We start from the raw sequence: 25616 nt of genomic DNA, 5'->3' as shown, positions 1-25616 counted from the left end.
TTATTGAGGTGGAGATATGAAGGTTACAATTTCCCCAGAAAATAAGTATTGCCTGACAATTAACGAGGCAGCGTCATATTTTAATATTGGCATCAAACGTTTGGTTCATCTGTTGAATTCGCAAGAAGGAGCAGATATTCTATTAATGGCTGGCACTAAGCGGCTTGTGAAACGCGAAAAAATGGAAAAATTTCTGGACAAAACGTTAGCGGTTTGATGATTTTTTTGCCTCCGCGTGCTACAATAAAGGTATGCGGAGGCTCTTCTTGTATGGAGGAGCGGTTAAAATGGCAACGAGGAGAGATAAAAAGAAAAGAGTTCTTCGCAAAGGCGAGGGACAAAGACCGGATGGCAGGTATTTCTTTAAGTATCAGAATGTGAAGGGAGAGGTGCATTTCGTATACAGTTGGAAGCTTGAGCCTTATGATATTCCTCCGGCTGGGAAAGATTCTGAGTATTCTTTACGAGAACTTGAAAAGCAAATCGTCCACGATATTGAAAATGGTATTGTCGGATATGACAGTAGAACTACAGTATTGGAATTAGTGGAGCTTTATCTTCAACAAAAGGTGGGTGTACGTCATAATACTCAGGCTAACTATAATTTTGTGATTAATATTTTGAAGAAGGAAGCCTTTGGGCGTATGCTGATAGGCAAGGTTAAGCAATCTGATGCTAAGCGTTGGCTTATCAAGATGCAAAAGCAAGATGGGCGAGGCTATAGTTCTATTCATAGCATCAGGGGTGTAGTCAGACCTGCTTTTGAAATGGCTGTTGCAGACGATTTATTAGTAAAAAATCCTTTTAATTTTGAGCTGGTCACAGTGGTTGTGAATGACAGCGTCAGAAGAAAAGCTCTTTCTCGTAATGAGCAGCGAAAGTTTTTGGAGTTTATTGCTAATGACAAACACTTTTCAAGATATTATGATGCTATTTATATTCTGTTTCATACAGGGCTGAGAATATCTGAGTTTGTTGGTTTGACACTCAATGATGTAAATCTCAAGGATAATAAAATAACAGTGGATCATCAGCTTCAGCGCAAGAGGAACATGGAATATGTCATAGAAGCTACTAAGACTGAAGCTGGTAACAGGGTTATTCCTATCACCAGCGATGTAAGTGCTGCTTTTAAGCGCATTATTGCAAATCGTAAGGCACCAGATGTTGAGCCGATGATTGGTGGCAAGGTTGGCTTTTTATTTTTGGACAAGAATGGTATGCCCATGGTAGCGTTGCATTGGGAGCACTACTTTAAGCATATTTGTCAGAAATATAATTCAATCTACAAGGTGCAGCTGCCTAAGATTACGCCTCATGTGTGCAGACATACTTATTGCAGTAATATGGCGCATTCTGGTATGAATCCCAAAACGTTACAATATTTGATGGGGCACTCTGATATAAGTGTCACACTTAATACTTATACTCATACCAGCTTTGAGATGGCTGAGAAGGAACTAAAAAAAGTGAATGGATTAAAGTTGTAATTCGTGATTTTTGCGCCGTTTTTACAACTTTTTTACAACTTTTGCCATCAAAGATATGCGAATTTATGCAGTTTTATGCCGATTAATTAAAAATGAGAAAATGCTGAGAAGTCTTGTATATCAAGGGTTTATGAGGGGTTAGAGGAAATGAAGAAAGTGCTTTTTATTTGCCACGGCAATATATGCAGGTCAACAATGGCTGAGTTTGTTATGAAACATCTGGTGAAGCAGGCAGGGTGGGAAGATGAGTTTGAGATTGCCTCGGCTGCTACCAGCAGGGAGGAAATCGGGCATGATACCCACTACGGCACCAAGGAGAAGCTTCGGGAGAAGGGGGTGCCTTTTGCAAAGAGGCGGGCTGTTCAGATGACAATGCAGGACTATCAGTATTATGACCTGATAGTGGCTATGGACAGGGAAAACCTCTGGGGCATCAGGCGGATTATTGGTGATGATACCTTGGGCAAGGTGCGGCTGCTGCTATCCTATGCCGGGGAGCCGGAAGGCGAGGTGGCTGACCCGTGGTACACGGGAGATTTTGAGGCAACTTATGTGGATGTACTGCGGGGGTGCCAAGGGATTTTGAAGAATGGCTGATATGCATGCTATTTATATGGTCAGGCTTTCAAAGAGGGCAGCTACTGCCCTGGGGATGTCCTTTTCCGTCAGGGATGAGTAGTTGACCACAAAGGTGTGCTCCGGTGCTGCCTGGCGGTTCTGGTAGTAGTGCTGCAGGGATTGCAGGTGGACGCCGTTTTGCTGCAGCCGGGAGCGCAGGTCCCTGTCGGATAGGGTGGTGTTGATTTTGAGCAGGAAGTAGAGCCCTGATGCCTGTTGCAGGATTTGGATTTTATCATGTTCAGGATGGGTGAGGAGCTCCTTCAGGAGCAGCTGGCGCAGCTTTTTGTAGTTGTTTCTCATGCGGTTGATGTGTCGCTCGAAGTAGCCCTGATTGATAAACTCAGCCAGGGTGTACTGCTCGAAGGTGGAGACGGTGCAGCTGAGATAGCCCAGGCGGCGGTTGAACTCCTCCATGAGCGGCATAGGCAGCACCATATAGCTGATGCGGATGGTGGATGTGAGGCTTTTGGAAAAGGTATTCATGTAGATTACCTTGCTGCTCATATCCATGCTGAACAGGGAAGGGATAGGCTTTCCTACCAGCCTAAATTCCGTGTCGTAGTCATCTTCAATAATGTATCGCTGGCCGGAAGTTGCCCAGCCCAAAAGCTCGTAGCGGCGGCTGACCGGGGTGATAATCCCCGTAGGGAAGTGGTGGGAAGGGCTGATGTGGATAACATCGCAGCGGACGGCGTTCAGGGCGGTAACTGACATGCCCTGCTGGTCAATAGGCAGGGAAAAGCAGCATGCCCCGTTGTCCGTGTATATTCTTTGCAGCTTGTGGTAGCCAGGGTCTTCCACGCAGTAGATTTTGTCCCTGCCGATAAGCTTGATAATCAGTTCGTAGAGATACTCTGTACCGGCACCGATAATAATCTGCTCCGGCTGGATATGCATGCCGCGAAATCGCAATAGGTGCTCGGCTATAGCACAGCGCAGGCTGTAGATGCCTGCTGTGGGGGATTTGGTTAGCAGCAGTGCCTGGTTTTCTGACATAGTATGGCGCATCAGCTTTGTCCAGATGCTGAAAGGGAAGCTTTCCGGCAGGATGTTGTTGGAGGAAAGGTCAATTGTTGCACATGAAGTCTGGGCAGTGCGCTCATGGCTCATTCTGCCCTTAGATGATATTGTTGATGATGAGGGCATTGATGTTGAGGTTATTGATGGCCTTGATGATATTTCGGATGATGCGTGGGATAACGCGGTATTTGTGCTTTGCAGGCTGGATGGCACAAATATGCCTGATGTGCTGGGGCTATTGGATAAACCTGCCATATTAACGGTGCCAGATGCGCCAGGCATATTGTCGGTGTATCCCGATTCGTAGCTGATTTTTTCCGGGCCGCTAAAAAGCTGGGCATCCCCCAGTGTATTGTGCTGGAAAAAATCTGCGGCACTATCATCTGCCTGCTGAATGCTTTCCAAAGGGGAGATATAGTAGCCGGATTTTGCCTTCGCATAGATATATCCTTCCGCCATCAGCTGACCATAGGCGCCTTCAATGGTGATGGTGCTTATGCCCAGCTGGGCTGCCAATGCCCGTTTGGAGGGTAGTTTGGTCCCGGCCTTCAGGCGGCGTGCCAGCACCTCGCTTTTTATGTAGCTGTAAATCTGCATATAAAGAGGGGTGCTTTTGTTTTTGTGCAGTTCCAAAGTCAGCATGGCTATATCTCCCTATCCAAATCCAAAATATAAAAAATGCAAAATGTGGAATATATGGAATCAAAAATGCTCAAATCCCAATTTACTTTAAAAGCTTGATTTTCTGCAAAGGCTTTGCCAGTATCAGGAATACCACTGCGTTCATGACGCCCTCCATGGCAAGTCCCGGGGTGGAAGCAAGCCCTGCCTCAAGGCTGCCGTAGAGGACGGCTCCGGCAATTGTATAGGAAACAGTCATCCACAGGCATGCCAGCACCAGCCCGATGATGCTCTGGCGGTTGATGGAGAAATTGCCCGGCTGTGCCTGTCCACCTGCATAGGCGAAAATCATGGCCATAACGTATTTGATAATCAGGGTAGGGATAATCCAGATGGCAAAGCCGCCGATAAGATCAGCCAGCCCGGAGCCGATGGAACCGGCAATGGCACCGTTACGCCTGCCAATGAGGATAACCCCGAGGAACACGGCAGCGTTTCCCAGGTGGGCATAGCCGAGGGGAATCGGGATTTTTGGCACAAAGGTCATGACGAAGACCAGGGCGGTAAAAAGGGCGGTAAGGCAGATTTCTTTCACAGTGAATTTCATGGTAACACACTCCTGACAATAAAAGATAATAATAATATGACGAATATGCTGTATAGTATAATATCAGATTGATTATATAAAAATAGCCAATTTGAGACAATAATATATTATCAGATTTATAGCCAGATGAAAAGATGGAATCCATGCAGCTAAAGGCGAGGGGCTTTACGGCATCTTTTTCAAGTAATATAATGGATATGATTGCGGTTATAATTAAAGTAGATTAACATAGATAATGTGTATCAGACAAATCAGAAAATAAAACTTGGGCAGGGTGGCATTATGGCAAAGCTTCGGTGCGTGGTGGAGAGAATTACATTTCAGAGCCCGGAAACCGGCTACACGGTTTTGAAGGCAAGGGTAAAGGATTATACAGAGCTGGTGGCAGTAGTGGGCAATCTGCTGGATGCCAATGTGGGCTCCGTGCTACTGGTGGAGGGCAGCTGGAAGGTGGACAGCAGGTATGGGCGGCAGTTCATGGCGGAAAGCTGGGAGGAAACCATGCCTGCCACGGTGTATGGCATTGAAAAATACCTGGGTAGCGGGCTGATTAAGGGAGTGGGTCCCAAGTTTGCCCAGCGCATTGTGCGGATGTTTGGCACGGAGACCATCGCCGTCATCGAGGACGATATTGACAGGCTGCGGCAGGTGGAGGGCATTGGCAGCAAGCGGATCAGCATGATCAAGGAAAGCTGGCAGAAGCAGAAGGAAGTCAAGAATATCATGCTGTTTTTGCAGTCCAATGGCGTCAGCACCGCCTATGCGGCAAAGATTTACAAGGAGTACGGCAATGCTGCCATTGACAAGGTGAAGGAAAACCCTTTCCGGCTGGCGGATGATATCTGGGGCATCGGCTTTCGGACGGCAGATACTATTGCGGCAAAGCTGGGCTTTGGCAAGGATAGCTTCGTGCGGCTCAGAAGCGGCATCCTGTACACCCTGTCCGCTCTTGCTGACGAGGGGCATGTATACGCGGAGAGAGACCAGCTGGCAGACAAGGCGGTGGAGCTTCTGGAGGCGGATATTGCCAATGTGCAGATGACCTTGGACAACATGCTGCAGGCAGAGGAATTGATTCTTGAGGAGGATGCCATTTTCCTGCCTGCCTTTAACTATGCAGAAAAGGGCACGGCTCACAAGCTGATACAGCTGTCGGAAGATGTATCAGGCTTTGACAGCCTCCGCCCGGAACCTCAGGTGGATGTGGAGGCACTGGAAAAGAAGCTGGGCATCCAGTATGATGAGGTTCAGGCACAGGCTGTGCAGGAGGCGGCCAGGTCAAAGGTGATGGTGCTGACGGGCGGCCCAGGCACAGGCAAGACAACCACCGTGCAGGGGATAATTGCCGCCTATGGCCAGATGGGCCTGCGGATTTTGCTGGCTGCCCCTACAGGCAGGGCGGCAAAGCGCATGTCGGAGGCTACCGGGCTTCCTGCCAAGACCATACACCGCCTGCTGGAATGCAAGCCCCCGGATGGCTATCAGCGCAACGAGGACAATCCGTTAGAGGGTGATGTGCTGATTGTGGACGAGTGCTCCATGATAGATATCATTCTGATGAACTCCCTGCTGAAAGCCCTGCCGCGCAATATGCGGCTGGTGCTGGTAGGTGATATAGACCAGCTGCCTTCCGTAGGGGCAGGCAATGTGCTGCGTGATATTATTGATAGCGGCAGGTTTCCTGTGATACGCCTGACCAGGATTTTCCGCCAGGCACAGCAGAGCAGGATTATTACCAATGCCCACAGGATAAACCAAGGTGAGTTTCCTGATATTTCCAATGGCAGGAATACGGATTTTTTCTTTATCAACAGCGAGGAGCCGGAGGCGGCAGTGCAGGAGATTGTGGCACTGGTCAGCAGCAAGCTGCCCAGGTATTATGGGGTGAAGCCCTCGGAGGTGCAGGTGCTGACGCCCATGCAGCGGGGCGTCCTGGGGGGAACCAACCTGAACCAGACCTTGCAGGCTGCCCTCAACCCGGAAGGGGAGGGGCTCAGGCGGGGCGGCTTCATCTTCAGGCTCTATGACAAGGTTATGCAGGTTAAGAACAACTACGACAAGGAAGTTTTTAACGGGGATATTGGCAGGATTACAGCAGTTGATTTGCAGGAGCGCACCTTGCAGGTCATGTTTGACGGCAGGGTGATAGAATACGATGTGTCCGAGCTGGATGAGCTGGTGCACGCCTATGCCACCACTATCCACAAGGCCCAGGGCAGCGAGTATCCCATTGTGGTGATGCCTATATTGATGACGCATTTTGTCATGTTGCAGCGAAACCTGCTTTATACGGGGATTACCAGGGCAAAAAAGGTGCTGGTGCTTATTGGCAGCAAAAAAGCGCTGGCCTATGCAGTGCACAATGTCACTGTCAGCCAGCGCAATACAAAGCTAAAGGAAAGATTAAGCCGTGACTAAGTGGCGGCTTATTTCCGTTTCAGCGTAATGTAGATAATCGGCATGATTATCAGCAGGGAGCCGATGATTTCCGGCAGCTCAAACATGACATCCAGCAGGATGATGGAGAAGACGATGGATGCCAGGGGCTCTGTGGCGTTGAGGATGCTGGCTTCCTGGGCCAGGATGTACTTGGTGCTGGTTACATACAGCCAGAAGGAGGCGGCAGTGCCCAGCACGCAGATGTAGGCAAGGCTCAGGAGGGCAGGTATATCCACTATGCCTGGGTATGACAGGGGCGGATAGATAAGGGAGATGGCGGCACCGCCTATGAGCATGGCCCAGCCGATGACCTGGGGGGAAGGCCAGCGCATGAGCAGCCAGCGGGGCTGCACTGTGTAAAAGGCGGCGGCAAAGGCACTGAGGATGCCCCAGAAAAGTGCCCTGTCCGAGATGGCCAGGGCCGTCAGGCTGCCGTGGGTAACCAGCAGCGCCGTGCCGAAAATCGCCATGATGGCGCAGATGACCTGGGACAGGCCGGGCAGCTTCCTCTCCGTGATGGAAAACCATGCCAGGATGAGGATAGGCATCAGGTATTGGATGATGGTGGCAGTAGGGGCGTTGCTGCATTCGATGGCAACGAAGTAGGTGTACTGCACGGACATCATGCCCAGCACGCCGAAGGCCAGCAGCCGGTGGCGGCTTTCCTTGTCCTTCCAGATGGCGAAGATGTTGTTTTTGTTGATGAAGGCATCGATGGACAGCAGCAGGATGCCTGCCACAATGGTGCGGACAGCCGTCAGGTAATCCGCAGTCATGCCTTTTTCCTGCAGGATAAACTGGGCGGCTACCCCTGAACCGCCCCAGAAAATGGAGCCGATGACAGCCATCAGCACGCCTTTGGTTCTTGATGAAATATTCATGGATACTGCACCTCGTTATTGCTAAAATAATACAGTACATAGTATATCAGAAAAATGTTTTTCTGATAAATTTTTTTCCGCTGAAATGCCGGGGATGTGGCTGGAGTGGATAGATTAGAGATTTGGGTAGAAAAAATATTGCATATGGTGTATAATATTATGGTGTTTTTGTAATCAGATTCAAATTTGGATGGTGAGAAAATGAAAGTTACCAAGAAGGATATGGAAAACGTAGCAGTTTTGTCCCGTCTGGCAATTCCTGCTGACAAGGAAGAACAGTACACCCAGCAGCTCAATGATTTTCTTGAGTATGTTGACAATCTCAGTGCTGTTCCTACTGATGATATTCAGCCTATCGCTCACGTGCTGCCGGTCAGCAACGTGTTCCGGGAGGATGTGGTGAAGGAGTCCCTGGACCGAGAGCTGGCTTTGTCCAACGCTCCTTTGAAGGATGATGGCTATTTCCGTGTGCCAAAGGTTTTGGAAGATTGATTAGGAGGCTTGACTGTGAAATTGTTTGAACAACCTGCCCATGTCCTCCATGACATGCTGGTAAATAAAGAAATAACCTCTCTGGAGCTTACCCAGGCTGTGCTGGCCCGTATTGATGAGGTAGAGGGTGATGTGCAGGCATACCTGACTGTTACCCGTGATGAGGCCCTTGCCCAGGCAAAGGCCGTGGATGAGAAAATCGCCAGGGGTGAGGAGATCGCTTTCCTGGAGGGCATTCCGGGAGCAATCAAGGACAATATCTGCACCAAGGGAGTAAAGACTACCTGCGCTTCCAGGATTTTGCAGAAGTTCGTGCCGCCTTATGATGCTACCGTTGTGCAGAAGCTGGCTGCCCAGAATCCTGTTGTGCTGGGCAAGACCAACCTGGACGAGTTTGCCATGGGCGGTTCTACTGAGAATTCCGCTTTTCATCCGACTCACAATCCGTGGAATACGGACTGCGTGCCTGGCGGTTCCTCCGGTGGCAGTGCTGCTGCCGTGGCTGCCGGTACTGCTGTGTGGGCTCTGGGCTCTGATACCGGCGGCTCTATCCGTCAGCCGGCTTCCTTCTGCGGCGTTGTGGGCATGAAGCCTACCTATGGCCGCGTTTCCCGCTATGGTTTGGTGGCTTATGCTTCCTCCCTTGACCAGATCGGGCCTATTACCAAGGATGTAACTGACTGTGCCAACATCCTGAATATTATTGCCGGCCGTGACGAGATGGACTCCACCAGCATTGACAGCGTGGTGCCTGATTATACCAAGTCTTTGGTGCAGGATGTGAAGGGCCTGAAAATCGGCCTGCCGAAGGAATATTTCGTCAAGGGCATGGACCCTGAGGTTGAGGGTGCTGTCAAGGCTGCCGTCAAGCAGCTGGAGGCTCTCGGTGCCGAGGTTGTGGAGATTTCCCTGCCAAACACGGATTATGCTATTTCTACCTATTACCTGATTGCCCCTGCTGAGGCGGCTACCAACCTGGCCCGCTATGATGGCGTAAGCTATGGCGAGCGTGCGGAGGATGCAGCTGACCTGGTGGAGATGATGACCAAGACCAGGAGCCAGTATCTTGGCGAGGAAGTAAAGCGCCGCATCATGATTGGCAACTATGCCCTGAGTGCAGGTTATTATGATGCTTATTACCTGAAGGCATTGAAGGTGCGCCGCCTGGTGAAGGAGGACTACGACAAGGCCTTTAAGGAAGTTGATGTTATTATCTGCCCTGCGGCTCCGTCCGTTGCTTATAAGATTGGCGAAAAGATTGACAATCCGCTGGAGATGTATTTGCAGGATGCCTGCACCGTGCCGCTGAATCTTGCCGGTTTGCCTGGCATTTCTGTTCCTTGCGGCTACAACAAGGACAAGATGCCAATCGGCATGCAGATTATCGGCAAGGCACTGGATGAGGAAACCCTGATCCGCGTTGCCTATACTTATGAGCAGAGCCAGTCCTACTATCAGGACAGGGCGCAGTTGGGAGGTAAATAAGCATGAGCTACGAAGCAGTCATCGGACTGGAAATACACAGTGAGTTAAAGACCAATACCAAGATTTTCTGCGGCTGTGCAACCTCCTTCGGTGCGGAGCATAACACCCATGTCTGCCCTGTATGCCTGGGTCTGCCGGGAGTGCTGCCTGTGCTGAATAAAAGGGTGCTGGAGTTTGCCATCAAGGCAGGTCTTGCCCTGAACTGCAAGATTAACAATTTCTCCAAGTTTGACCGCAAGAATTATTATTATCCTGACCTGCCGAAGAACTGGCAGACATCCCAGTATGATTTGCCAATCTGCGAGCATGGCTATGTGGATATTGAGACTTCCAAGGGCAAGAAGCGCATCCGCATCACCCGTATTCACATGGAGGAGGATGCTGGCAAGCTGGTACATTCCGGCAATACCATCAAGGATTCCGAGACTTCCAACGTGGATTACAACCGTACCGGCGTCCCTTTGATTGAGATTGTTTCCGAGCCGGATATGTCTACTCCGGAGGAAGCCCGTCTCTACATGGAAAAGGTTAAGTCCATTCTGCAGTACATTGATGTTTCCAACTGCAAGATGGAGGAGGGCAATCTCCGTGCCGACCTGAATGTTTCCATCCGCCCGAAAGGCTCCGATGTGCTGGGCACCCGTACTGAGATGAAGAACATCAATTCCTTCAAGGCTGTGGAGGAAGCTCTGGAATACGAGATTGAGCGTCAGGAGGAAGTGCTGGAGGATGGCGGCCATGTCATTCAGGAAACCCGTACCTGGGACCCTGACCGGGGCGTTACCCTGTCTATGCGCAGCAAGGAAAACGCTCACGACTACCGCTACATGCCGGAGCCTGACCTGGTGCCTATCATTACCTCTGATGAGGAGATTGAGGCATACAGGAAATCCCTGCCGGAGCTGCCGGATGCCCGTCAGGCACGTCTGGAGAGCGAGTATGGACTGTCCAGCTACGATGCAGGCATCATCACCAGCTCCCGCCAGATGGCAGAGTATTTTGATGATGTAGTGGCTGCCGGGGCGGATGCCAAGCTGGCTGCCAACTGGATTATGGGTGATTTGTCCAAGAACCTGAATGCAGAGGGCATCGGCATCGAGGCTTCCCCTGTGGATGCCAAGCGCCTGGGCGAGATGATTTGCCTCATCAGCAAGGGAACCATTTCCTCCAAGATTGCCAAGAAGGTCTTCGAGGAAATGTGGAAAAGCCCGGATAGCCCGGAGAAGATTGTCAAGGACAAGGGGCTGGTACAGATTACCGACACCAAGGCTATAGAGGCAATCGTGGACAAGGTTATTGCTGACAACCCGAAGGCCGTGGAGGAATACAAGGGCGGCAAGAAGAAGGCTATCGGCTCCTTGGTTGGGCAGGTTATGAAGCAGTCCAAGGGCAAGGCAAATCCTCAGATGGTCAACGAGCTCCTGACTCAGAAGCTGGGCTGATTTGCATTGTGGCAGCTGGTGAGCCGGGAAGCTATATTATTTTGTTGTATACATCAGCAATTTGCTTTTATTTTTCAGCGTTTTGTGTTAGCATGATAGAGTAGCGTACTTTTAGTGGCATGCTTTGGATTTGAAAGGTGGGATTGTTGTGGTTAGTGAAGAAACTATGATGTTCCGTTTTGGAGCTGAGGAAAACCGGGCTGAGAGCATCATTCGCAGTACCTGTTCCTCCATGGAGAAGAAGGGGTATAACCCTATAAATCAGCTGGTAGGCTATCTCCTGAGCGGAGATCCTACCTATGTCACCAGCTTTGAGGATGCGAGAAAGAAAATCCGCAGCCTTGAGCGTGATGAGATTCTTGAGGAGCTTATCCGCTCCTATCTGGAGAAGCACTGATGAAAAGAGCATTGGGACTTGATATTGGTGACAGGACCATCGGCGTGGCAGTCAGCGACCTTCTGGGCATGACGGCGCAGGGGGTGGAGACTATCCGCCGCACTACGCTGGAGGCTGATTTGGCGCGGCTGCAGGAGCTGATGGCGCAGTATGAGACAAATCTGCTGGTTTCCGGCTATCCCCGGAACATGAACGGCACCGAGGGGCCTCGCTGTGAGTTCGTGAGGGAGTTCTGCGAGGAAATCCGCAAGGCGGTGCCTGAGGCGGAAATCGTCTTTCAGGATGAACGGCTTTCCACGGTGGCGGCAACCCGTTCCCTGCTGGAGGCGGATGTGAGCCGCAAGAAGCGGAAGAAGGTCGTGGACAAGATGGCTGCGGTCTTCATCCTGCAGGGGTGGCTGGACAGCCATCCCCAGCTGTAAGAAAATAAAATTTACCTATGGGCGTGACTCCCTGCCGGAGCTTTCTGGCAGGGAGTTATTTTTGCATTGCAGAAAACTTTTGTTTAAGGTAGAATTGTTCTTGAAAGGAATTGCTAGAGGCAGGGTTAGTCGTGTTTACCTGCCTGACTAATGTTATCGTGCGTCAAGTTTCTGCGAGATAGGATGTGAATGTATGCCAAGGGAAAAGTTTAACATTGATGGACAGATTCAGCAGATGAAGTCAAAGGGAATTACCTTTGAGATGATTGATGAGAAAAAAGCCAAGGAGTTTTTGGCGAATCATACTTATTATTTTCGATTGAAGTTTTATGCCAATAATTATGACAAATATCGCAAAGGTGACCGGATGGGAGAGTATATTGATCTGGATTTTGCCTATCTCAAGGAGCTGTCCTTGCTGGATGTTTATCTGAGGCGTGTTATGTTTCCTATTGTGATGGATGTGGAGCATTTTGCCAAAATCAATCTTCTGTCTTCCCTGCAGAAAAACAAGCGTGAGGATGGCTATAGCATTGTGACGGAGCTGTTTAAAAAGCAGCCATGGCTGGCAAGGGAGATTGAACGGCAGAAGGCACCGTATACCGCTGGTTTGATAAAGAAGTACAAGGATAATTTTGCAGTGTGGAATATCATAGAGGTGCTGACTTTTACCAATCTGATTGTATTGTACGATTTTTATTACAGTAAATATGATCAGAAGCATGTCAATCCAAATTATTTTTATTCCGTGCGCAATATAAGAAATAGTATTGCTCACAACAACTGCCTGTTGCATGATTTGCGGGCAGTGGACGATGGTCAGATGGAAAAATCGGAGGAAATATGCCGGATAGTCAGTGAGATTCCGGGGATTGGTGTTTCCATGCGCAGCACTAAGTTGTCTGTGCCGTTTTTGTATGATTTTGTTACTGCTATGGAAGTATTTGATAAAATCGTTACTAGCAAGCAGGAAAAAATCAAGCAGCTGGAGCTTTTGTATTTAGTGGTGAACAATCGTTTTTCCAGGCACATTGACTATTTTGCCAATAATGATATAGTCAGGACGGCCTTTGATTTCATGAATAAGGTTGTCAGTTATTACAGAAGCAAAAATTTAGCCGGCATGGAGACAGATGATGTCTGATGGTGTAATGAAAATAGGGGGATTTGTGAAGGAATATAGAAGGGATGTTGGCAATCTTTTGCTGCTGGGTAAATTTTGATGAGATGTTGGTCAAAAAAAGATTGACTTTTGGGAGCGTCTAGGATATTATTTATATGTTATTTTGGAATGAGTTTAAAGTGGGGAGCAGGTGACTCCCCTTTTGTTTGCATTAATGGGAGGAATTGAAAACCTATGAGTACAAATGAGAATTTGAGGAATATTGCTATTATTGCTCACGTTGACCACGGCAAGACTACCCTGGTGGATGCCATGCTGCAGCAGAGCCATATTTTCCGCTCCAACGAGCAGGTTGCTGAGCGCGTTATGGACTCCGGTGATTTGGAGCGTGAACGAGGCATTACAATTCTTTCCAAGAATACTGCTATTATGTACGATGGCATCAAGATCAACATCGTTGATACCCCGGGCCATGCTGACTTCGGCGGCGAGGTAGAGCGCGTACTGAACATGGTTGATGGCGTTGTGCTGCTGGTTGATGCCTTTGAGGGTCCGATGCCTCAGACCAAGTATGTGCTCAGGAAGGCACTGGAGCAGGGCCTGAAGCCAATCGTGGTCATCAACAAGATTGACCGCCCTGACCAGCGTGTGGACGATGTGTATGATGAGGTGCTGGAGCTCTTTATGGAGCTGGATGCAGATGATGAGCAGCTGGATTTCCCTTGCATCTACGCTACTGCCCGTGATGGTATCGCCAAGTACAGCATGGAGGACGATAATGCTGATCTGAAGCCTCTGATGGAGACTATCGTTAAGGAAATCCCTGCACCGAAGGGGGATGCTGAGGGGCCTTTGCAGATGATGGTTACTACTCTTGAGGCTGATGAGTACATCGGCAAGGTGGCTGTGGGACGCATCATCCGTGGCAAGGTAAAGCCTAATCAGGCTGTGGTGCTGATGGATGGCGATAGCCAGACCAAGGCCAAGGTAGGCAAGGTGTATACCTATCAGGGCTTGAGCCGTGTAGAGGTGCCGGAGGCTTCCATGGGTGAAATCGTGTGCCTGACCGGCCTGGGCAATGTAAGCATCGGCTATACGGTAGCAGATGCGGAGAATCCTGAGGCATTGCCTACTATCAATATTGATGAGCCTACCCTGTCCATGACCTTTGGTGTCAACACTAGCCCTTTTGCCGGCCGTGAGGGACAGTTCGTTACCTCCCGTCATCTCCGTGACCGCCTCTTTAAGGAGGTTGAGACCAATGTTGCCCTGCGGGTAGAGGAGACTGAGAGTGCCGATGTATTCAAGGTTTCCGGCCGTGGCGAGCTGCATCTGTCCATTTTGATTGAGACTATGCGCCGTGAGGGCTACGAGCTGCAGGTGGGCAAGCCTGAGGTTGTGTACAAGACCATCAACGGCCAGAAGTGCGAGCCGATGGAGAATCTGACCATTGAGGTGCCACAGGAGTTCATGGGCACCGTTATGGAGTCCCTGGGCACCCGCAAGGCGGAGCTTTCCAACATGACCGAGGTGGCTGGCTACATGCGCATGGAGTTCCTGATTCCTGCCCGGGGCCTGATTGGTTTCCGCTCCGAGCTCTTGACCAATACCAAGGGTAACGGCATCATGAACCATGTATTTGCAGGCTATGTGCCATACAAGGGGGATATTCCGGGCCGTGTACGGGGCTCCCTGGTAGCCTTTGAGCAGGGTGAGACCACCGGCTATGGTATCTTCTCCTTGCAGGACCGTGGTACTATGTTTATCTCTCCGGGCCAGGCGGTTTACGAAGGCATGATTGTGGGCGAGAATTCCCGTGAGATGGATATCGATATCAATCCTTGCAAGGCAAAGCATGTTTCCAATATGCGTACTTCTGCTTCTGATGAGGCAATTCGCCTTGTGCCACCGCGTATTTTAAGCCTTGAGCAGGCTATTGAGTACATCAATCAGGATGAGCTGGTGGAGATTACCCCGGAGAGCATCCGTTTGCGCAAGGCGATTTTGGACAAGACTGTTCGCGGTCGTGCCAGCAAAAATGCCAGGAAGTAAGGCAGTTTTGAATTAGGTCTAAAGTATCCATTGATATTTATGAAACAATAGTGTATAATAATCGCAGAATTATAGATTGATGAAGATGAAGTTTAGCACTTGATGGAGTAAAACAATATGTGGCGTTTTTCTGTAGGTGCAAGAACACGATAGCAAGGGATATATCGTATTTGTTTGGATTTATTGTTGGAGGCGGATAACGTGGAAATTATCAAAAAGCTGAGCAATTTTTTTGCACCCGTGGAGGAAGAGATCTACTTGGAAAGCGGAGCTGAGGAGGAGTCTGCAGCAGTGACTGCCGGCCCTGAGGTAGTGTATACTGCCGCTGCTAATGAGGAGAAGAAGGTTGTTGGCGGTGAGCCTTTGGGCGTGGTTGCCCCGAAGCCTGCTTATGGTGTGGGCGGTTCCCGCAAGAGCGATATCAGGCTGGTATCCAATAATAAGTCCCTGGATATGAAAATCCAGATTTATACTCCTCAGAATTTTGACAGTGTGTCCGAGATTGCTGATGCCTTGAAGTCTAAGCGTTCCGCTATTGTGAATTATGAGCGTGTAGAGATGCCTGAGCAGCGCCGTATCTGTGATTTCCTGAATGGCGTGTGCTATGTGCAGGACGGCGAGGTGCGCCGCATTACTGCGACTATGGTGCTTTATGTACCGGATGGAGTGGAGATTAGCGAGGTAAAGAGCGTAGCTCCGGCTCCGGCACAGCTCTGATAGCTGGTTTGGCAGTTGCTTTATTTGTTTTGCTTTATTGCTTGCTGCTGGTTTTGTATTTGTTTTTTGATAGGCAGGGAGTCGGTTTGCCCGGTGGGCGCCGACTCTTTTTTTATGCTGATAGGGGGCGGATATGAAAAAAATTGCAAAAAAGTGTTGACAAGCTCGAAAAAAAGGTGTAGCATACAAATCGTCAAAGGGAGCAGGGCTTCTGGGACATGAAAGGTATCAGAACTGAATATTCTAAACCATGGAGTGGGAAATAGTAGCTGATTTTACTTATCTTCAGCGAGCCGGTGCCGCGGAAGCGGGTTGGTGTGATGACCGGTGTTAGGCCTTCAGTGAATGGTCCCATGAGGGTTCACCGAAATCTGTCTTGTTGGGAGATGGAGAGTAGGCTGAAACGGGTGCCCCCGTTACAGGGCTGAGATATCGGAAGCATCAGTGTTGATAGTTTCCCGTATCAAGAGGATATCATATCGAGTGGTACGACATTTCGTCTCGTTAGGGAGGAAGTGTCGTTTTTATTTTCTCCTGCTTGCCGGTGGTGCGTGACAGCAGATACAGCTAAGGCTCAGGATATGATGTTGAAATTGGGTGGCACAGCGAAACCATTTCGCCCCATGTATAATCCGTAGGAACGGTGTTGTACATGGAGCGAAATGGTTTTTATTTTTTTACGGAATGAAGAAAGGAAGTAGTTATTATGTTGAAGCAGTATATTACGAAGATTATGAACGGTGAGAACCTGACTCAGGAGGAGGCAGGCAGGGCCATGGATATTATCCTGACCGGCGAGGCCAATGAGAGCCAGATTGCCAGCTTTTTGTCCGTGCTGAAGATGAAGGGAGAGGTTGTGGATGAGATTGCAGGGTTTGCCAAGACACTGATTGCCCATGCCTCTCGTGTGCCCCATCAGAAGCCGGTAATGTGCAACTGCGGCACCGGCGGTGATACCAAGAACACCTTCAATATCTCCACTACGGCAGCCTTTGTGCTGGCAGCCGGCGGTGTATCCGTTGCCAAGCATGGCAACAGGGGCGTGTCCAGCGCCAGCGGCAGCTCCGATGTGCTCAGTGAGCTGGGCGTCAAGTATGACCTGACACCAGAGAAAGCAGGAAAAATCATTGATGATATCGGCATTGCCTTCCTCTTTGCACCGGCCTTCAACAAGGCCATGAAGTATGTGGCAAAGACCAGGAAGGAGCTGGGCTTCCGCACTGTGTTCAACCTGCTGGGCCCGATTATCAATCCGGCAGGCCTTGACTATCAGATGGTGGGTATCTATGATGCGGCACTGACGGAGCTGATTGCAGGGGTGCTGAAGGAGGTCGGCGTAAAGCATGCCATGGTAATTGCTTCCGGTGACGGCATGGATGAGATTTCCACCAACACGAGAACCAAGGTCAGCGAAATCAAGGATGACCAGATCAGGACTTATGAAATCAATCCTGCTGACTACGGCTTCCAGCCGGGGACGCTGGCTGATTATGCAGGCGGCACGCCACAGGAGAATGCGGAGATTACCCTGAAAATTCTCCGGGGTGAGGAAAAGGGCAGCAAGCGGGATATCGTGGTGATGAATGCCGGTGCCGCCCTTTATGCCGGTGATAAGGCTGCTTCCATTGAGGAGGGCATCAGGCTGGCAAATGAGCTGATTGATTCCGGGGCGGCTCTGAAGAAGCTGCAGCAGCTGATTGAGGAAACTCAGAAGCTGAGTGCGTAATATGTATATGAGGTGCAGGGTGATTGTGTGATGAAGGACAGCAGCGTAAAGGTGAAGATTTGCGGCATCAGGGATATGCAGGCGGCCCTGGCGGCAGCCAGGGGGGCGGATTTTCTGGGGTTTATCATGAACAGCAGGTTCTGGCGTTATATAGAGCCTGAGATGGTGCGGGAAATCTGCCAGATGGTTCCCCAGTGCCGCAAGGTGGGGGTTTTTGTGGATCAGCCCCTGGACGAGGTTAGCCGCCTGGCTGACTACTGCGGGCTTGATTTTGTCCAGCTTCACGGCCACGAAAATGAGGCATACGCCGGAAGGCTGAAGGCAGGCGGTTACAACATCATCAAGGCATTTCGCTACGGGGAGGATTTTTCCCCGGAAAGAGCCAACGATTACCCGGCAGATTTGGTTCTGATAGACAGCTACAGCAAAAATGCCGAGGGGGGCAGCGGCATCAGCTTTGCCTGGCAGGCCGCTGCCAAAGAGATACGCCAGGTGACAAAGCCGTATATTATCGCCGGAGGCATAGGGGCGGACAATGTCAGGGAGGCAATGGAGCTGTTCCAGCCCTACGGCATAGATGCTTCCAGTTCTATGGAAAAGGACAGGAAAAAGGATGTGCACCTGATAAGGAGCTTCCTGCAGGAGGCAGGCAAGCTGTGAGAAGCAGGTCAGGAGCAGGCAAGCTATGAGAGGTAAGTTATGAGAGATATTTTGGCAGAAATCGTGGAAAAGAAAAAGGATACGGTGGCGGCGGCAAAAAAGGCCCTGCCATTGCATGAGGTAAAGCGGAGAGCGGAGGAGAATACAGGCAATTTTGCCATGTCCCATCGCTTCCGGCAGAGCAGATGGAACCTCATAGCTGAGTGCAAGCTGCAGTCTCCTTCCAAAGGGAATTTCGGGCATCACCATTCGGTGGCGGAGCTGGCGAAGATTTATGAGCAGGCAGGTGCCGCGATGCTTTCGGTCCATACGGATGAGCATTTTCTGGGCAGGAACGAGGATGTGACCATGGTCAAGGAGCTGGTGGATATCCCGGTGCTGAGAAAGGAGTTCATCATTGATGAGTACCAGATTTATGAGGCGAGGATGCTGGGAGCGGATGCGGTGCTGCTGATAGCCCGTATCCTCACGGCACAGCAGCTGAAGGATTATCTGTATCTGGCCTGGAGCCTGGGGATGGATGCGCTGGTGGAGGTTCATGACGAGGATGACATGGCGAAGGCACTGGCAACTCCCGCCCAGTTCATCGGCATCAACAACCGCAACCTGAAGTATTTCAGGACGACTATCCAGAACACCCTTGACCTGCTGCCCCTGGCAGACAGGAAAAGGAACTTGATTAGTGAAAGCGGCATCCACACGGTGGAGGAAGCGCGGCAGCTGCACGAGGCAGGGCTGGATGGCATCCTGGTAGGCGAGGGCCTGTCCACGGCAGCTGATGTGTACGGGCAGACGGAGAGCTTCGCGAGAATGTGATACCTGCCCGGGGTTACGGGCTGGGAAATTATACGGTTATAAGAATTATAAAGTTGCAAAGTTATTGAAGATGTAGAATCATAGGAGGAAATAGAGAATGGCTAGTAAGGGTAGATTTGGCAAGTATGGCGGACAGTATGTGCCTGAGATTGTTATGCCGGTGCTGAACCAGCTGGAGGAGGCATATAACAAATACAAGGATGATCCTGATTTTCTGGCAGAGCTGAGAAAATACTATGTGGAGTATGCAGGCAGGCCGACGCTTTTGTATTATGCAGACAAGCTGACCAAGCATTATGGCGGAGCAAAGATTTATCTCAAGCGTGAGGATTTGCTCCATACCGGCGCCCACAAGATCAATAATGCCCTGGGGCAGGCTCTTTTGGCGAAGCGCATGGGCAAGAACCGGGTGATTGCGGAGACCGGTGCAGGCCAGCACGGCGTGGCAACTGCTACGGTGGCGGCGCTGTTCGGCATGGAGTGCAAGATTTTCATGGGGGCTGTGGATATTGAGCGCCAGAAGCTGAATGTTTTCAAGATGAAGCTTCTGGGGGCAGAGGTGGTGCCTGTCACTACCGGCACCAGCACCCTGAAGGATGCCACCAGCGAGGCAATCCGTTACTGGGCTGCCCATATCGATGATACCCACTACATCATCGGTTCTGCGGTGGGGCCTCATCCATATCCGACTATGGTAAGGGATTTCCAGTCCGTTATCGGCAGGGAAATCCGTGAGCAGATCAAGGAAGAAACCGGCGGACGCCTTGACTATCTGCTGGCCTGCGTGGGCGGAGGCTCCAACGCCATCGGCACTTTCTACGAATTCAGGGACGATGCCGATGTGCACAAGTTTGGCGTGGAGGCAGCCGGCCGCGGCACTGCCATCGGCGACAATGCCCAGACTCTTTCCAACCCTGACAGCCGTCCGGGCGTGCTGCATGGTGCATATAGCTACCTGGCACAGGACGAGGACGGGCAGGTTATCGAGGTGTATTCCATCTCGGCAGGCCTTGATTATCCGGGAGTTGGCCCGGAGCATTCCATGTTCCATGACCAGGGCGTAGTAAAATATGTAGGAATCAACGATAAGGAGGCACTGGATGCGTTCCAGCTGCTGACGAAGCTGGAGGGCATCATTCCGGCGGTGGAAAGCTCCCACGCGCTGGCTTATCTGGAAAAGCTGATGCCGAATACGAAGCAGGACGAGGTTGTAGTGGTTACCCTGTCAGGCAGGGGAGACAAGGATGTACAGCAGGTAGCGAAAGCATTGGGAGAGGAGATTGACTAATGAGCCGTTTGGAGAATAAGTTTCAGGAATTAAAAAATGCAGGCAGAAAGGGCCTGGTTATCTATATAACTGCCGGTATGCCGGATGCGGAGTCCACTGCAGGGCTGGTGCTGGAGGCTGAGAAGGCCGGTGCGGATATTATCGAGCTGGGAGTGCCTTTTTCAGACCCTATGGCAGATGGCCCTGTGATTCAGGCGGCATCCTATCAGGCTATTCAGAAGGGCATGACGGTGAAGAAGGTGCTGGAAATCGTCAGGGAAATCCGCAAATCTTCCCAGATTCCGCTGGTGGCCATGGGCTATGTGAACAACATGCTGACCTACGGCTTTGAGAAATTTACTGTGGATGCCAGGGAGGCAGGGCTGGACGGCTTCATCATCCCGGATGTGCCTCATGAGGAATCTGCTGACATGAAGAAAGCATGTGCAGAGCAGGGTCTGCATCTGGTGGAGTTTGTTACCCCGGGCACTACCGATGAGCGCATCAGCGAAACCTGCACTACGGCGGACGGTTTTATCTACTGCGTGTCCATTAATGGTGTTACCGGCGTCAGGAAGATTGATTACAGCCCGATTAACAGGGTGATTGAGCATGTGAAGAAGCAGACGGCTACCCCATGTGCCGTAGGTTTCGGCATCGGCACCCCGGAGGCTGCCGTGGAGGCCGCCAGGCAGGCGGATGCCGTTATTGTAGGCTCTGCCGTAGTAAAGCGCATCATGGAGGGCAAAAGGTCAGAAGCTATGGAGCTGATTGGCAGCATGCGCCAAGCCCTGGATAAGATGTAATTGGGGAAGGTGAAATAATATGAAGCTGAGTCCGTCAAGGGAGGATTTTAAGAAGCTGTCGGAAACCGCCAGCCTTGTGGCGGTGGCAACTTTCATAGATACGGATTTGGATACGCCTGTGTCCATGTATTATAAGCTGGTGGGTGAGTCAAAGGGCTTTTTGCTGGAGTCCGTGGATGCCCATCAGAAATTTGGCCGCTTTTCCTTTATCGGGGCGGAGCCTTTTATCAATTTGCAGATTTATAAGAACCGCCTGATGATTCAGGAGGATGACCGGCTGAAGGCACTGGATGGCAGCCCGGTGGAAACCATGAATGAGTACATGAAGGGCTTGAAGTCAGCCCTTTATAACCAGCAGCTGCCCCTTGCCAATGGCGGTGCGGTAGGGTATTTCAACTACGAGACTGCCGCTGTCTTTGACCGGGTGCGGGGCCTGGATGTGGCGGAGGATGAGCTTTTGGGGCAGTTCATGATTTGCAGGGTGCTGATGGTTTTTGACCAGCAGAAGAATGCTTCCCAGCTTATCTACCTGGCTGATGTAAAAAATGCGGAGAACCTTGACGAGCTGTATGACAAGGTGGAGGCCAGGATGCAGGAGCTGGTGGAGAAGCTGTATAGCCCGGCTATCACTACCTCTGCCAAGGTGCCGCCTCGGCAGGAAAAACTGGATTTTCTCAATGAATATGGCGAAATGCCTCAGGATTTTGCGGATACCATTGCCAGCTGCAAGAAATATATCAATGCAGGAGATATTTTCCAGGTAGTGCCAAGCAAGCAGTTCCGCACCAAGCTGACCAAGCCGCCATTCCTGTTTTATCGCCGCCTGCGTCAGGTAAATCCTTCTCCGTATATGTTCTACCTGAATTTTGGCAGGAAGAAGTTCGTGGCGGCTTCCCCTGAGATGCTGGTGAAGGTGGCAGGTGAGTATGTATATACATATCCGATTGCCGGAACACGCCGCCGGGGTGCCAGCGAGGAGGAGGATAGCGCACTGGAGGCGGAGCTGAAGCACGATATCAAGGAGTGTGCAGAACATTCCATGCTGGTGGATCTTGCCAGGAACGATATCGGGCGCATCAGTGAGCCGGGCTCTGTGGTAGTGACCAAGCTCAGGCAGGTGGAGAGGTTCTCCCACGTGATGCACATGGTTTCCGAGGTGCGGGGCAATCTGAAAAAGGGCTATACGCCTATGGATGTGATGCGGGCCTGCTTCCCGGCAGGTACAGTCAGCGGTGCACCGAAGCTGAGGGCCATGGAGATTATCAACGAGCTGGAGCCGGTGAAGCGCGGTTCTTATGCAGGTACGGTAGGTTATATGGATTTTGCCGGCAACATGGATATGTGCATTACCCTTCGCACCATGTTTATTGACGGGGATAATGCCTACATCCAGGCAGGTGCCGGGATTGTCTACGATTCCAAGGCGGAGTTTGAGTACAAGGAGATTTTGCAGAAGGCCAAGGCCATGTTTACCGTAGTAGAGGAGGTGGAGAACGATGTTGCTGCTTTTAGATAATTATGATTCCTTTACTTATAACGTTTATCAGCTGATGTGCGAGCTGGGAGCAGAGGTTGAGGTCATCCGCAATGATAAAATCACTGTGGAGCAGGTGGCAGCCAGGAAATATGACGGCATCGTGATTTCACCGGGGCCGGGTGTGCCTGGTGACTCCGGCATTACCGAGGAGCTGATAGACAGGATGAAGGGCAGGGCGCCTATCCTGGGCATCTGCCTGGGGCATCAGGCCATCGGCGAGGTCTTCGGGGGCAGGGTAATCCGTGCCGGGGAAATCGTCCACGGCAAGACCTCCAAGCTCAGGCACAATGGGGAGGGCATCTATGCCGGGCTGCCCCAGGATATCGAGGTGGGGCGTTATCACTCACTGATTGTGGAGCGTGACAGCCTGCCTGATTGCCTGGAGGTGACAGCGGAGCTGGCCAATGGCATGATTATGGGGCTGCGGCACAAAGAGTACGACATTCAGGGCATGCAGTTCCATCCTGAGTCCATCCTTACCCCTGACGGCCATGTGATGATGAAAAACTTCCTCAGCCGGGTGCTGAAATAAGCAATATCAAAGCCGGGGAAAGCTGGATAAGCCCTGTTTTGAAAAATATTTTACAAATATTTTACGAAAATGCCTCACAGGCCAATGGACTGGTTTGGGGGCATTTTCTCGTTCTTATGAATATGATGATATTTTTGGTTTTTGCAGGATTAAACTCCCATAGATACTTGAGAAATTGGTGTAATGAGTATACAATAGAATAGATGATAGAATGGGAGGGCAATGATATGTCTGCGGATAAGCTTCATAATAAGGACATAGATGATGTTTTACGGTTGGTAAGAAATGTTTATCACACAATAATATATATCAATCTGACGGATAATTCCTTTCGCTGTATTCAGAGCAATCAGCTGGATATTCAGCGGCTGCTGGCGAATAGTGAGAATTATGAGAGGATGGCTGCCAGGGCAGCTGAGGCCGGTATGGTCTACGCAGAGGATGCCCAGGAGTTTGCCAGCTTTCTGGAAAGAAGCCAGCTGAGGTCGCAGCTGGCAGGCGGCAAGGAATATCTGAGCATAACCTATCGCCGTTCCAAGGGTGGCAGGTACAGGTGGGAAATGATTGAGATTATCCCCTCCCGGGACTACAAGGCTGACCGGCAGGTGGTTCTCCTGTGTGCCCGTGATATTGATGAGGAGCATCAGCGTGAGCTGGACAAGGAAGCGAAGCTTTCCGTGAAGGAACGCCAGCTGGTGGGGGACAAGACGGTGCTGGTGGTGGATGACTCGGATTTGCAGCGGACTACCCTGTGCTATTTTTTGGAGCAGCACTACAAAACTGTTGAGAAGGAAAACGGCTTTGAGGCACTGGAGTACCTGAAAAATCACAGCACGGATATCAGCGTTATCCTGATGGACCTGAATATGCCGGTGATGAACGGCTATGAGTTCTTGCGGGAGTTCCAGAAGGATGAAATCATGCGGATGATTCCTGTGCTGGTGCTGACCAGCGACAATACCCCGGAGGAGGAGGCAGGCTGCTTGAAGGCCGGTGCCACGGACTTTGTAGCCAAGCCATTTAATCCTGATGTGCTGCTGAGCCGCCTGCAGCGTGCCATAGCCCTCCATGAGAAGACCGTCATGCTGAACGTGCTGCGCATGGACAACCTGACCAACTGCTATACCAGGGATTATTTCCTGCATCTGGCGGAGCAGCTTTTGGCCAGGTATCCTGAGGAGGATTTTGATATGGTCTGCACCCATGTGGTGAATCTGCCCAACATCAACGAGCAGTACGGTGCGAAGCAGGGAGAGGCTATTTTGCGCTATGTGGCGCAGAATCATGACCAGGACCAGTGGGAAAGGAGCGTCTACGGGCGCCTGGATGATGCAACCTTCGTCCAGCTGCTGCCTCATTCGGCCGGCAGCTACCAGAAGCTTTTGCAGCAGCAGTCTGACGAGCTGCATGAGTACAAGACGGTTAAGGAGGGGCTGCCGCCCTTTGTGCAGAAGTACGGCATTTATGAGTCGGTGGATCATAGCATACCTGTCAGTGTCATGTGCGACCGTGCCATGATGGCGCTGCAGAAAATCCTGCACAAATACAATCAGCTGATTAATCTCTACGATGATAATATCCGTTTGTATGCCCTGAAGACCCAGCGGATTCTGGAAAATATGGAGGAAGCCATCAATCAGCGGCAGTTTCAGGTCTGGTACCAGCCCAAGCACAATATCTTTGATGGCAGGCTGATTGGGGCGGAGGCTCTGGTGCGCTGGATTCATCCTAGGTACGGCTTCATGTCCCCGGGAGAGTTTATTCCGATTTTTGAGGATAACGGCTTTGTGGCTCATGTGGATAGGTATGTGTGGGAGGAGGCCTGTGCCGCTATCAAGCGCTGGCGGGACATGGGACTGAAGACGGTGCCTGTGTCGGTGAATATTTCCCGGAAAGATTTTATCTATTTCCACGATGAGGAGATGTTGAAGCCCCTGCTGGCAAAATATGGCCTGGAGCCTGCGGATTTGCACATCGAGGTAACGGAGTCGGCATACATGGACAATCCTGATATGGTCATCAGGAAGGTCAATGAGATGCATCGTGACGGCTTTGTGGTGGAGCTGGACGATTTTGGGACGGGCTATTCCTCCCTGAGCATGTTCGGCCACATGGATATAGATGTGGTGAAGCTGGATATGAGCTTTATCCGCCAGGAGCAGAATGAGCAGAGCGACAAGATGATGCGCTATATTATTGATATGTGCAAGAATATGGGGCTTTCGGTGCTGTCCGAGGGGGTTGAGACCGAGGAGCAGCGGCAGCGGCTGATGAAGATGGGATGCGACTATGTACAGGGGTATTATTACTCCAAGCCTTTGCCGGAGGCAGATTTTGTTGATTATTTGCGAAAACACAGTTGAATTGAGGGCGCAAAGTCTGTATAATTAAACGGTGTTGATTCAGGCGGTATCAATATGAAAAATTGCTGCACGGAAATATGGATTCACTGTTGGTTGCTGA

The 25616-nt window shown here is 50.7% G+C and carries 23 protein-coding genes; 20 read left to right on the top strand and 3 right to left on the bottom strand.

All coding sequences use genetic code 11. The features are described 5' to 3' along the window. Positions 1 to 16: 16 nt before the first annotated feature. The 3 genes from FYJ84_RS01465 (at position 17) to FYJ84_RS01455 (ending at position 2087) form a co-directional block, all read left to right on the top strand. Positions 17 to 217, top strand: coding sequence for an excisionase (locus tag FYJ84_RS01465; RefSeq protein ID WP_154405422.1), 201 nt, complete (start codon positions 17 to 19; stop codon positions 215 to 217). Between the two features lie 70 nt (positions 218 to 287). Continuing rightward, positions 288 to 1490, top strand: a complete 1203-nt coding sequence (locus tag FYJ84_RS01460; RefSeq protein WP_154405420.1) for a tyrosine-type recombinase/integrase — start codon at positions 288 to 290, stop codon at positions 1488 to 1490. 147 nt (positions 1491 to 1637) lie between these two features. Further along, positions 1638 to 2087, top strand: a complete 450-nt coding sequence (locus tag FYJ84_RS01455) for a low molecular weight protein-tyrosine-phosphatase (protein ID WP_154405418.1) — start codon at positions 1638 to 1640, stop codon at positions 2085 to 2087. 12 nt (positions 2088 to 2099) lie between these two features. On the opposite strand, the gene pdxR is transcribed toward FYJ84_RS01455, so the two are convergent. Both pdxR and FYJ84_RS01445 read right to left on the bottom strand, forming a co-directional pair. Beyond that, a complete protein-coding gene (pdxR, locus tag FYJ84_RS01450; RefSeq protein WP_154405416.1) occupies positions 2100 to 3773 on the bottom strand; it encodes a MocR-like pyridoxine biosynthesis transcription factor PdxR in 1674 nt (557 codons plus the stop codon). 82 nt (positions 3774 to 3855) lie between these two features. Further along, complete coding sequence (locus FYJ84_RS01445; RefSeq protein WP_154405414.1) at positions 3856 to 4359, bottom strand: ECF transporter S component; 504 nt, start codon at positions 4357 to 4359, stop codon at positions 3856 to 3858. Between the two features lie 282 nt (positions 4360 to 4641). On the opposite strand from FYJ84_RS01445, the gene recD2 reads away from it, so the two are divergent. Then, positions 4642 to 6777, top strand: a complete 2136-nt coding sequence (gene recD2, locus FYJ84_RS01440; RefSeq protein ID WP_154405412.1) for an SF1B family DNA helicase RecD2 — start codon at positions 4642 to 4644, stop codon at positions 6775 to 6777. 8 nt (positions 6778 to 6785) lie between these two features. Here the strand turns inward: recD2 and FYJ84_RS01435 are convergent, their stop codons facing one another. Next, positions 6786 to 7679, bottom strand: a complete 894-nt coding sequence (locus FYJ84_RS01435) for a DMT family transporter (RefSeq protein ID WP_154405410.1) — start codon at positions 7677 to 7679, stop codon at positions 6786 to 6788. 201 nt (positions 7680 to 7880) lie between these two features. On the opposite strand from FYJ84_RS01435, the gene gatC reads away from it, so the two are divergent. The 16 genes from gatC to FYJ84_RS01355 all read left to right on the top strand — a co-directional run bounded on the left by gatC (position 7881) and on the right by FYJ84_RS01355 (position 25516). Then, entirely contained in the window at positions 7881 to 8171 is a 291-nt protein-coding gene (gene gatC / locus FYJ84_RS01430) for an Asp-tRNA(Asn)/Glu-tRNA(Gln) amidotransferase subunit GatC (RefSeq protein ID WP_154405408.1), read from the top strand. Positions 8172 to 8186: 15 nt separating this feature from the next. Continuing rightward, positions 8187 to 9656 carry an Asp-tRNA(Asn)/Glu-tRNA(Gln) amidotransferase subunit GatA gene (gene gatA / locus FYJ84_RS01425; protein ID WP_328596304.1) on the top strand — a complete coding sequence of 490 codons (1470 nt, stop codon included), beginning with the start codon at positions 8187 to 8189 and terminating at the stop codon, positions 9654 to 9656. 2 nt (positions 9657 to 9658) lie between these two features. Then, complete coding sequence (gene gatB, locus FYJ84_RS01420; RefSeq protein ID WP_154405406.1) at positions 9659 to 11098, top strand: Asp-tRNA(Asn)/Glu-tRNA(Gln) amidotransferase subunit GatB; 1440 nt, start codon at positions 9659 to 9661, stop codon at positions 11096 to 11098. Between the two features lie 148 nt (positions 11099 to 11246). Then, positions 11247 to 11495 carry an IreB family regulatory phosphoprotein gene (locus tag FYJ84_RS01415; protein WP_277007761.1) on the top strand — a complete coding sequence of 83 codons (249 nt, stop codon included), beginning with the start codon at positions 11247 to 11249 and terminating at the stop codon, positions 11493 to 11495. After that, positions 11495 to 11917, top strand: a complete 423-nt coding sequence (gene ruvX / locus FYJ84_RS01410; RefSeq protein WP_154405404.1) for a Holliday junction resolvase RuvX — start codon at positions 11495 to 11497, stop codon at positions 11915 to 11917. The genes FYJ84_RS01415 and ruvX overlap by 1 nt, the downstream gene beginning before the upstream one ends. A gap of 193 nt (positions 11918 to 12110) precedes the next feature. Then, entirely contained in the window at positions 12111 to 13061 is a 951-nt protein-coding gene (locus tag FYJ84_RS01405; protein WP_154405402.1) for an Abi family protein, read from the top strand. Positions 13062 to 13274: 213 nt separating this feature from the next. Next, on the top strand, positions 13275 to 15092 hold the full coding sequence (typA, locus tag FYJ84_RS01400; protein WP_154405400.1) for a translational GTPase TypA: 1818 nt from the start codon (positions 13275 to 13277) through the stop codon (positions 15090 to 15092). 258 nt (positions 15093 to 15350) lie between these two features. Beyond that, on the top strand, positions 15351 to 15809 hold the full coding sequence (locus FYJ84_RS01395; protein ID WP_205764039.1) for a cell division protein SepF: 459 nt from the start codon (positions 15351 to 15353) through the stop codon (positions 15807 to 15809). A gap of 706 nt (positions 15810 to 16515) precedes the next feature. Beyond that, positions 16516 to 17535, top strand: coding sequence for an anthranilate phosphoribosyltransferase (gene trpD / locus FYJ84_RS01390; RefSeq protein ID WP_154405396.1), 1020 nt, complete (start codon positions 16516 to 16518; stop codon positions 17533 to 17535). Positions 17536 to 17565: 30 nt separating this feature from the next. After that, positions 17566 to 18195 carry a phosphoribosylanthranilate isomerase gene (locus tag FYJ84_RS01385; RefSeq protein WP_154405571.1) on the top strand — a complete coding sequence of 210 codons (630 nt, stop codon included), beginning with the start codon at positions 17566 to 17568 and terminating at the stop codon, positions 18193 to 18195. Positions 18196 to 18234: 39 nt separating this feature from the next. Further along, positions 18235 to 19011, top strand: coding sequence for an indole-3-glycerol phosphate synthase TrpC (trpC, locus tag FYJ84_RS01380; RefSeq protein ID WP_154405394.1), 777 nt, complete (start codon positions 18235 to 18237; stop codon positions 19009 to 19011). Between the two features lie 97 nt (positions 19012 to 19108). Further along, positions 19109 to 20299 carry a tryptophan synthase subunit beta gene (trpB, locus tag FYJ84_RS01375; RefSeq protein ID WP_154405392.1) on the top strand — a complete coding sequence of 397 codons (1191 nt, stop codon included), beginning with the start codon at positions 19109 to 19111 and terminating at the stop codon, positions 20297 to 20299. Then, positions 20299 to 21084 (top strand): tryptophan synthase subunit alpha, encoded by a 786-nt coding sequence (gene trpA, locus FYJ84_RS01370; RefSeq protein WP_154405390.1) that lies wholly within the window; start codon positions 20299 to 20301, stop codon positions 21082 to 21084. The genes trpB and trpA overlap by 1 nt, the downstream gene beginning before the upstream one ends. 19 nt (positions 21085 to 21103) lie before the next feature. Next, complete coding sequence (gene trpE, locus FYJ84_RS01365; RefSeq protein WP_154405388.1) at positions 21104 to 22600, top strand: anthranilate synthase component I; 1497 nt, start codon at positions 21104 to 21106, stop codon at positions 22598 to 22600. Continuing rightward, positions 22581 to 23153 (top strand): anthranilate synthase component II, encoded by a 573-nt coding sequence (locus tag FYJ84_RS01360; protein WP_154405386.1) that lies wholly within the window; start codon positions 22581 to 22583, stop codon positions 23151 to 23153. Before trpE ends, FYJ84_RS01360 begins: the two co-directional genes overlap by 20 nt. 227 nt (positions 23154 to 23380) lie before the next feature. After that, positions 23381 to 25516, top strand: a complete 2136-nt coding sequence (locus FYJ84_RS01355) for an EAL domain-containing protein (protein ID WP_205764038.1) — start codon at positions 23381 to 23383, stop codon at positions 25514 to 25516. Positions 25517 to 25616: the final 100 nt, after the last annotated feature.

The sequence above is a fragment of the Anaerovibrio slackiae genome, from assembly GCF_009695585.1.
Lineage (GTDB): Bacteria > Bacillota > Negativicutes > Selenomonadales > Selenomonadaceae > Anaerovibrio > Anaerovibrio slackiae.
The sequence above is the reverse complement of the archived record's forward strand: the minus strand, read 5'-3'. Positions and strand labels throughout refer to the sequence as shown.

What these genes read in the sequence shown, in the direction of transcription:
- FYJ84_RS01465 (WP_154405422.1), top strand. Translation starts at nt 17, where the DNA reads ATGAAGGTTACAATTTCCCCAGAAAATAAGTATTGCCTGACAATTAAC.
- FYJ84_RS01460 (WP_154405420.1), top strand. Translation starts at nt 288, where the DNA reads ATGGCAACGAGGAGAGATAAAAAGAAAAGAGTTCTTCGCAAAGGCGAG.
- FYJ84_RS01455 (WP_154405418.1), top strand. Translation starts at nt 1,638, where the DNA reads ATGAAGAAAGTGCTTTTTATTTGCCACGGCAATATATGCAGGTCAACA.
- pdxR (WP_154405416.1), bottom strand. Translation starts at nt 3,773, where the DNA reads ATGCTGACTTTGGAACTGCACAAAAACAAAAGCACCCCTCTTTATATG.
- FYJ84_RS01445 (WP_154405414.1), bottom strand. Translation starts at nt 4,359, where the DNA reads ATGAAATTCACTGTGAAAGAAATCTGCCTTACCGCCCTTTTTACCGCC.
- recD2 (WP_154405412.1), top strand. Translation starts at nt 4,642, where the DNA reads ATGGCAAAGCTTCGGTGCGTGGTGGAGAGAATTACATTTCAGAGCCCG.
- FYJ84_RS01435 (WP_154405410.1), bottom strand. Translation starts at nt 7,679, where the DNA reads ATGAATATTTCATCAAGAACCAAAGGCGTGCTGATGGCTGTCATCGGC.
- gatC (WP_154405408.1), top strand. Translation starts at nt 7,881, where the DNA reads ATGAAAGTTACCAAGAAGGATATGGAAAACGTAGCAGTTTTGTCCCGT.
- gatB (WP_154405406.1), top strand. Translation starts at nt 9,659, where the DNA reads ATGAGCTACGAAGCAGTCATCGGACTGGAAATACACAGTGAGTTAAAG.
- ruvX (WP_154405404.1), top strand. Translation starts at nt 11,495, where the DNA reads ATGAAAAGAGCATTGGGACTTGATATTGGTGACAGGACCATCGGCGTG.
- FYJ84_RS01405 (WP_154405402.1), top strand. Translation starts at nt 12,111, where the DNA reads ATGCCAAGGGAAAAGTTTAACATTGATGGACAGATTCAGCAGATGAAG.
- typA (WP_154405400.1), top strand. Translation starts at nt 13,275, where the DNA reads ATGAGTACAAATGAGAATTTGAGGAATATTGCTATTATTGCTCACGTT.
- trpD (WP_154405396.1), top strand. Translation starts at nt 16,516, where the DNA reads ATGTTGAAGCAGTATATTACGAAGATTATGAACGGTGAGAACCTGACT.
- FYJ84_RS01385 (WP_154405571.1), top strand. Translation starts at nt 17,566, where the DNA reads ATGAAGGACAGCAGCGTAAAGGTGAAGATTTGCGGCATCAGGGATATG.
- trpC (WP_154405394.1), top strand. Translation starts at nt 18,235, where the DNA reads ATGAGAGATATTTTGGCAGAAATCGTGGAAAAGAAAAAGGATACGGTG.
- trpB (WP_154405392.1), top strand. Translation starts at nt 19,109, where the DNA reads ATGGCTAGTAAGGGTAGATTTGGCAAGTATGGCGGACAGTATGTGCCT.
- trpA (WP_154405390.1), top strand. Translation starts at nt 20,299, where the DNA reads ATGAGCCGTTTGGAGAATAAGTTTCAGGAATTAAAAAATGCAGGCAGA.
- trpE (WP_154405388.1), top strand. Translation starts at nt 21,104, where the DNA reads ATGAAGCTGAGTCCGTCAAGGGAGGATTTTAAGAAGCTGTCGGAAACC.
- FYJ84_RS01360 (WP_154405386.1), top strand. Translation starts at nt 22,581, where the DNA reads ATGTTGCTGCTTTTAGATAATTATGATTCCTTTACTTATAACGTTTAT.
- FYJ84_RS01355 (WP_205764038.1), top strand. Translation starts at nt 23,381, where the DNA reads ATGTCTGCGGATAAGCTTCATAATAAGGACATAGATGATGTTTTACGG.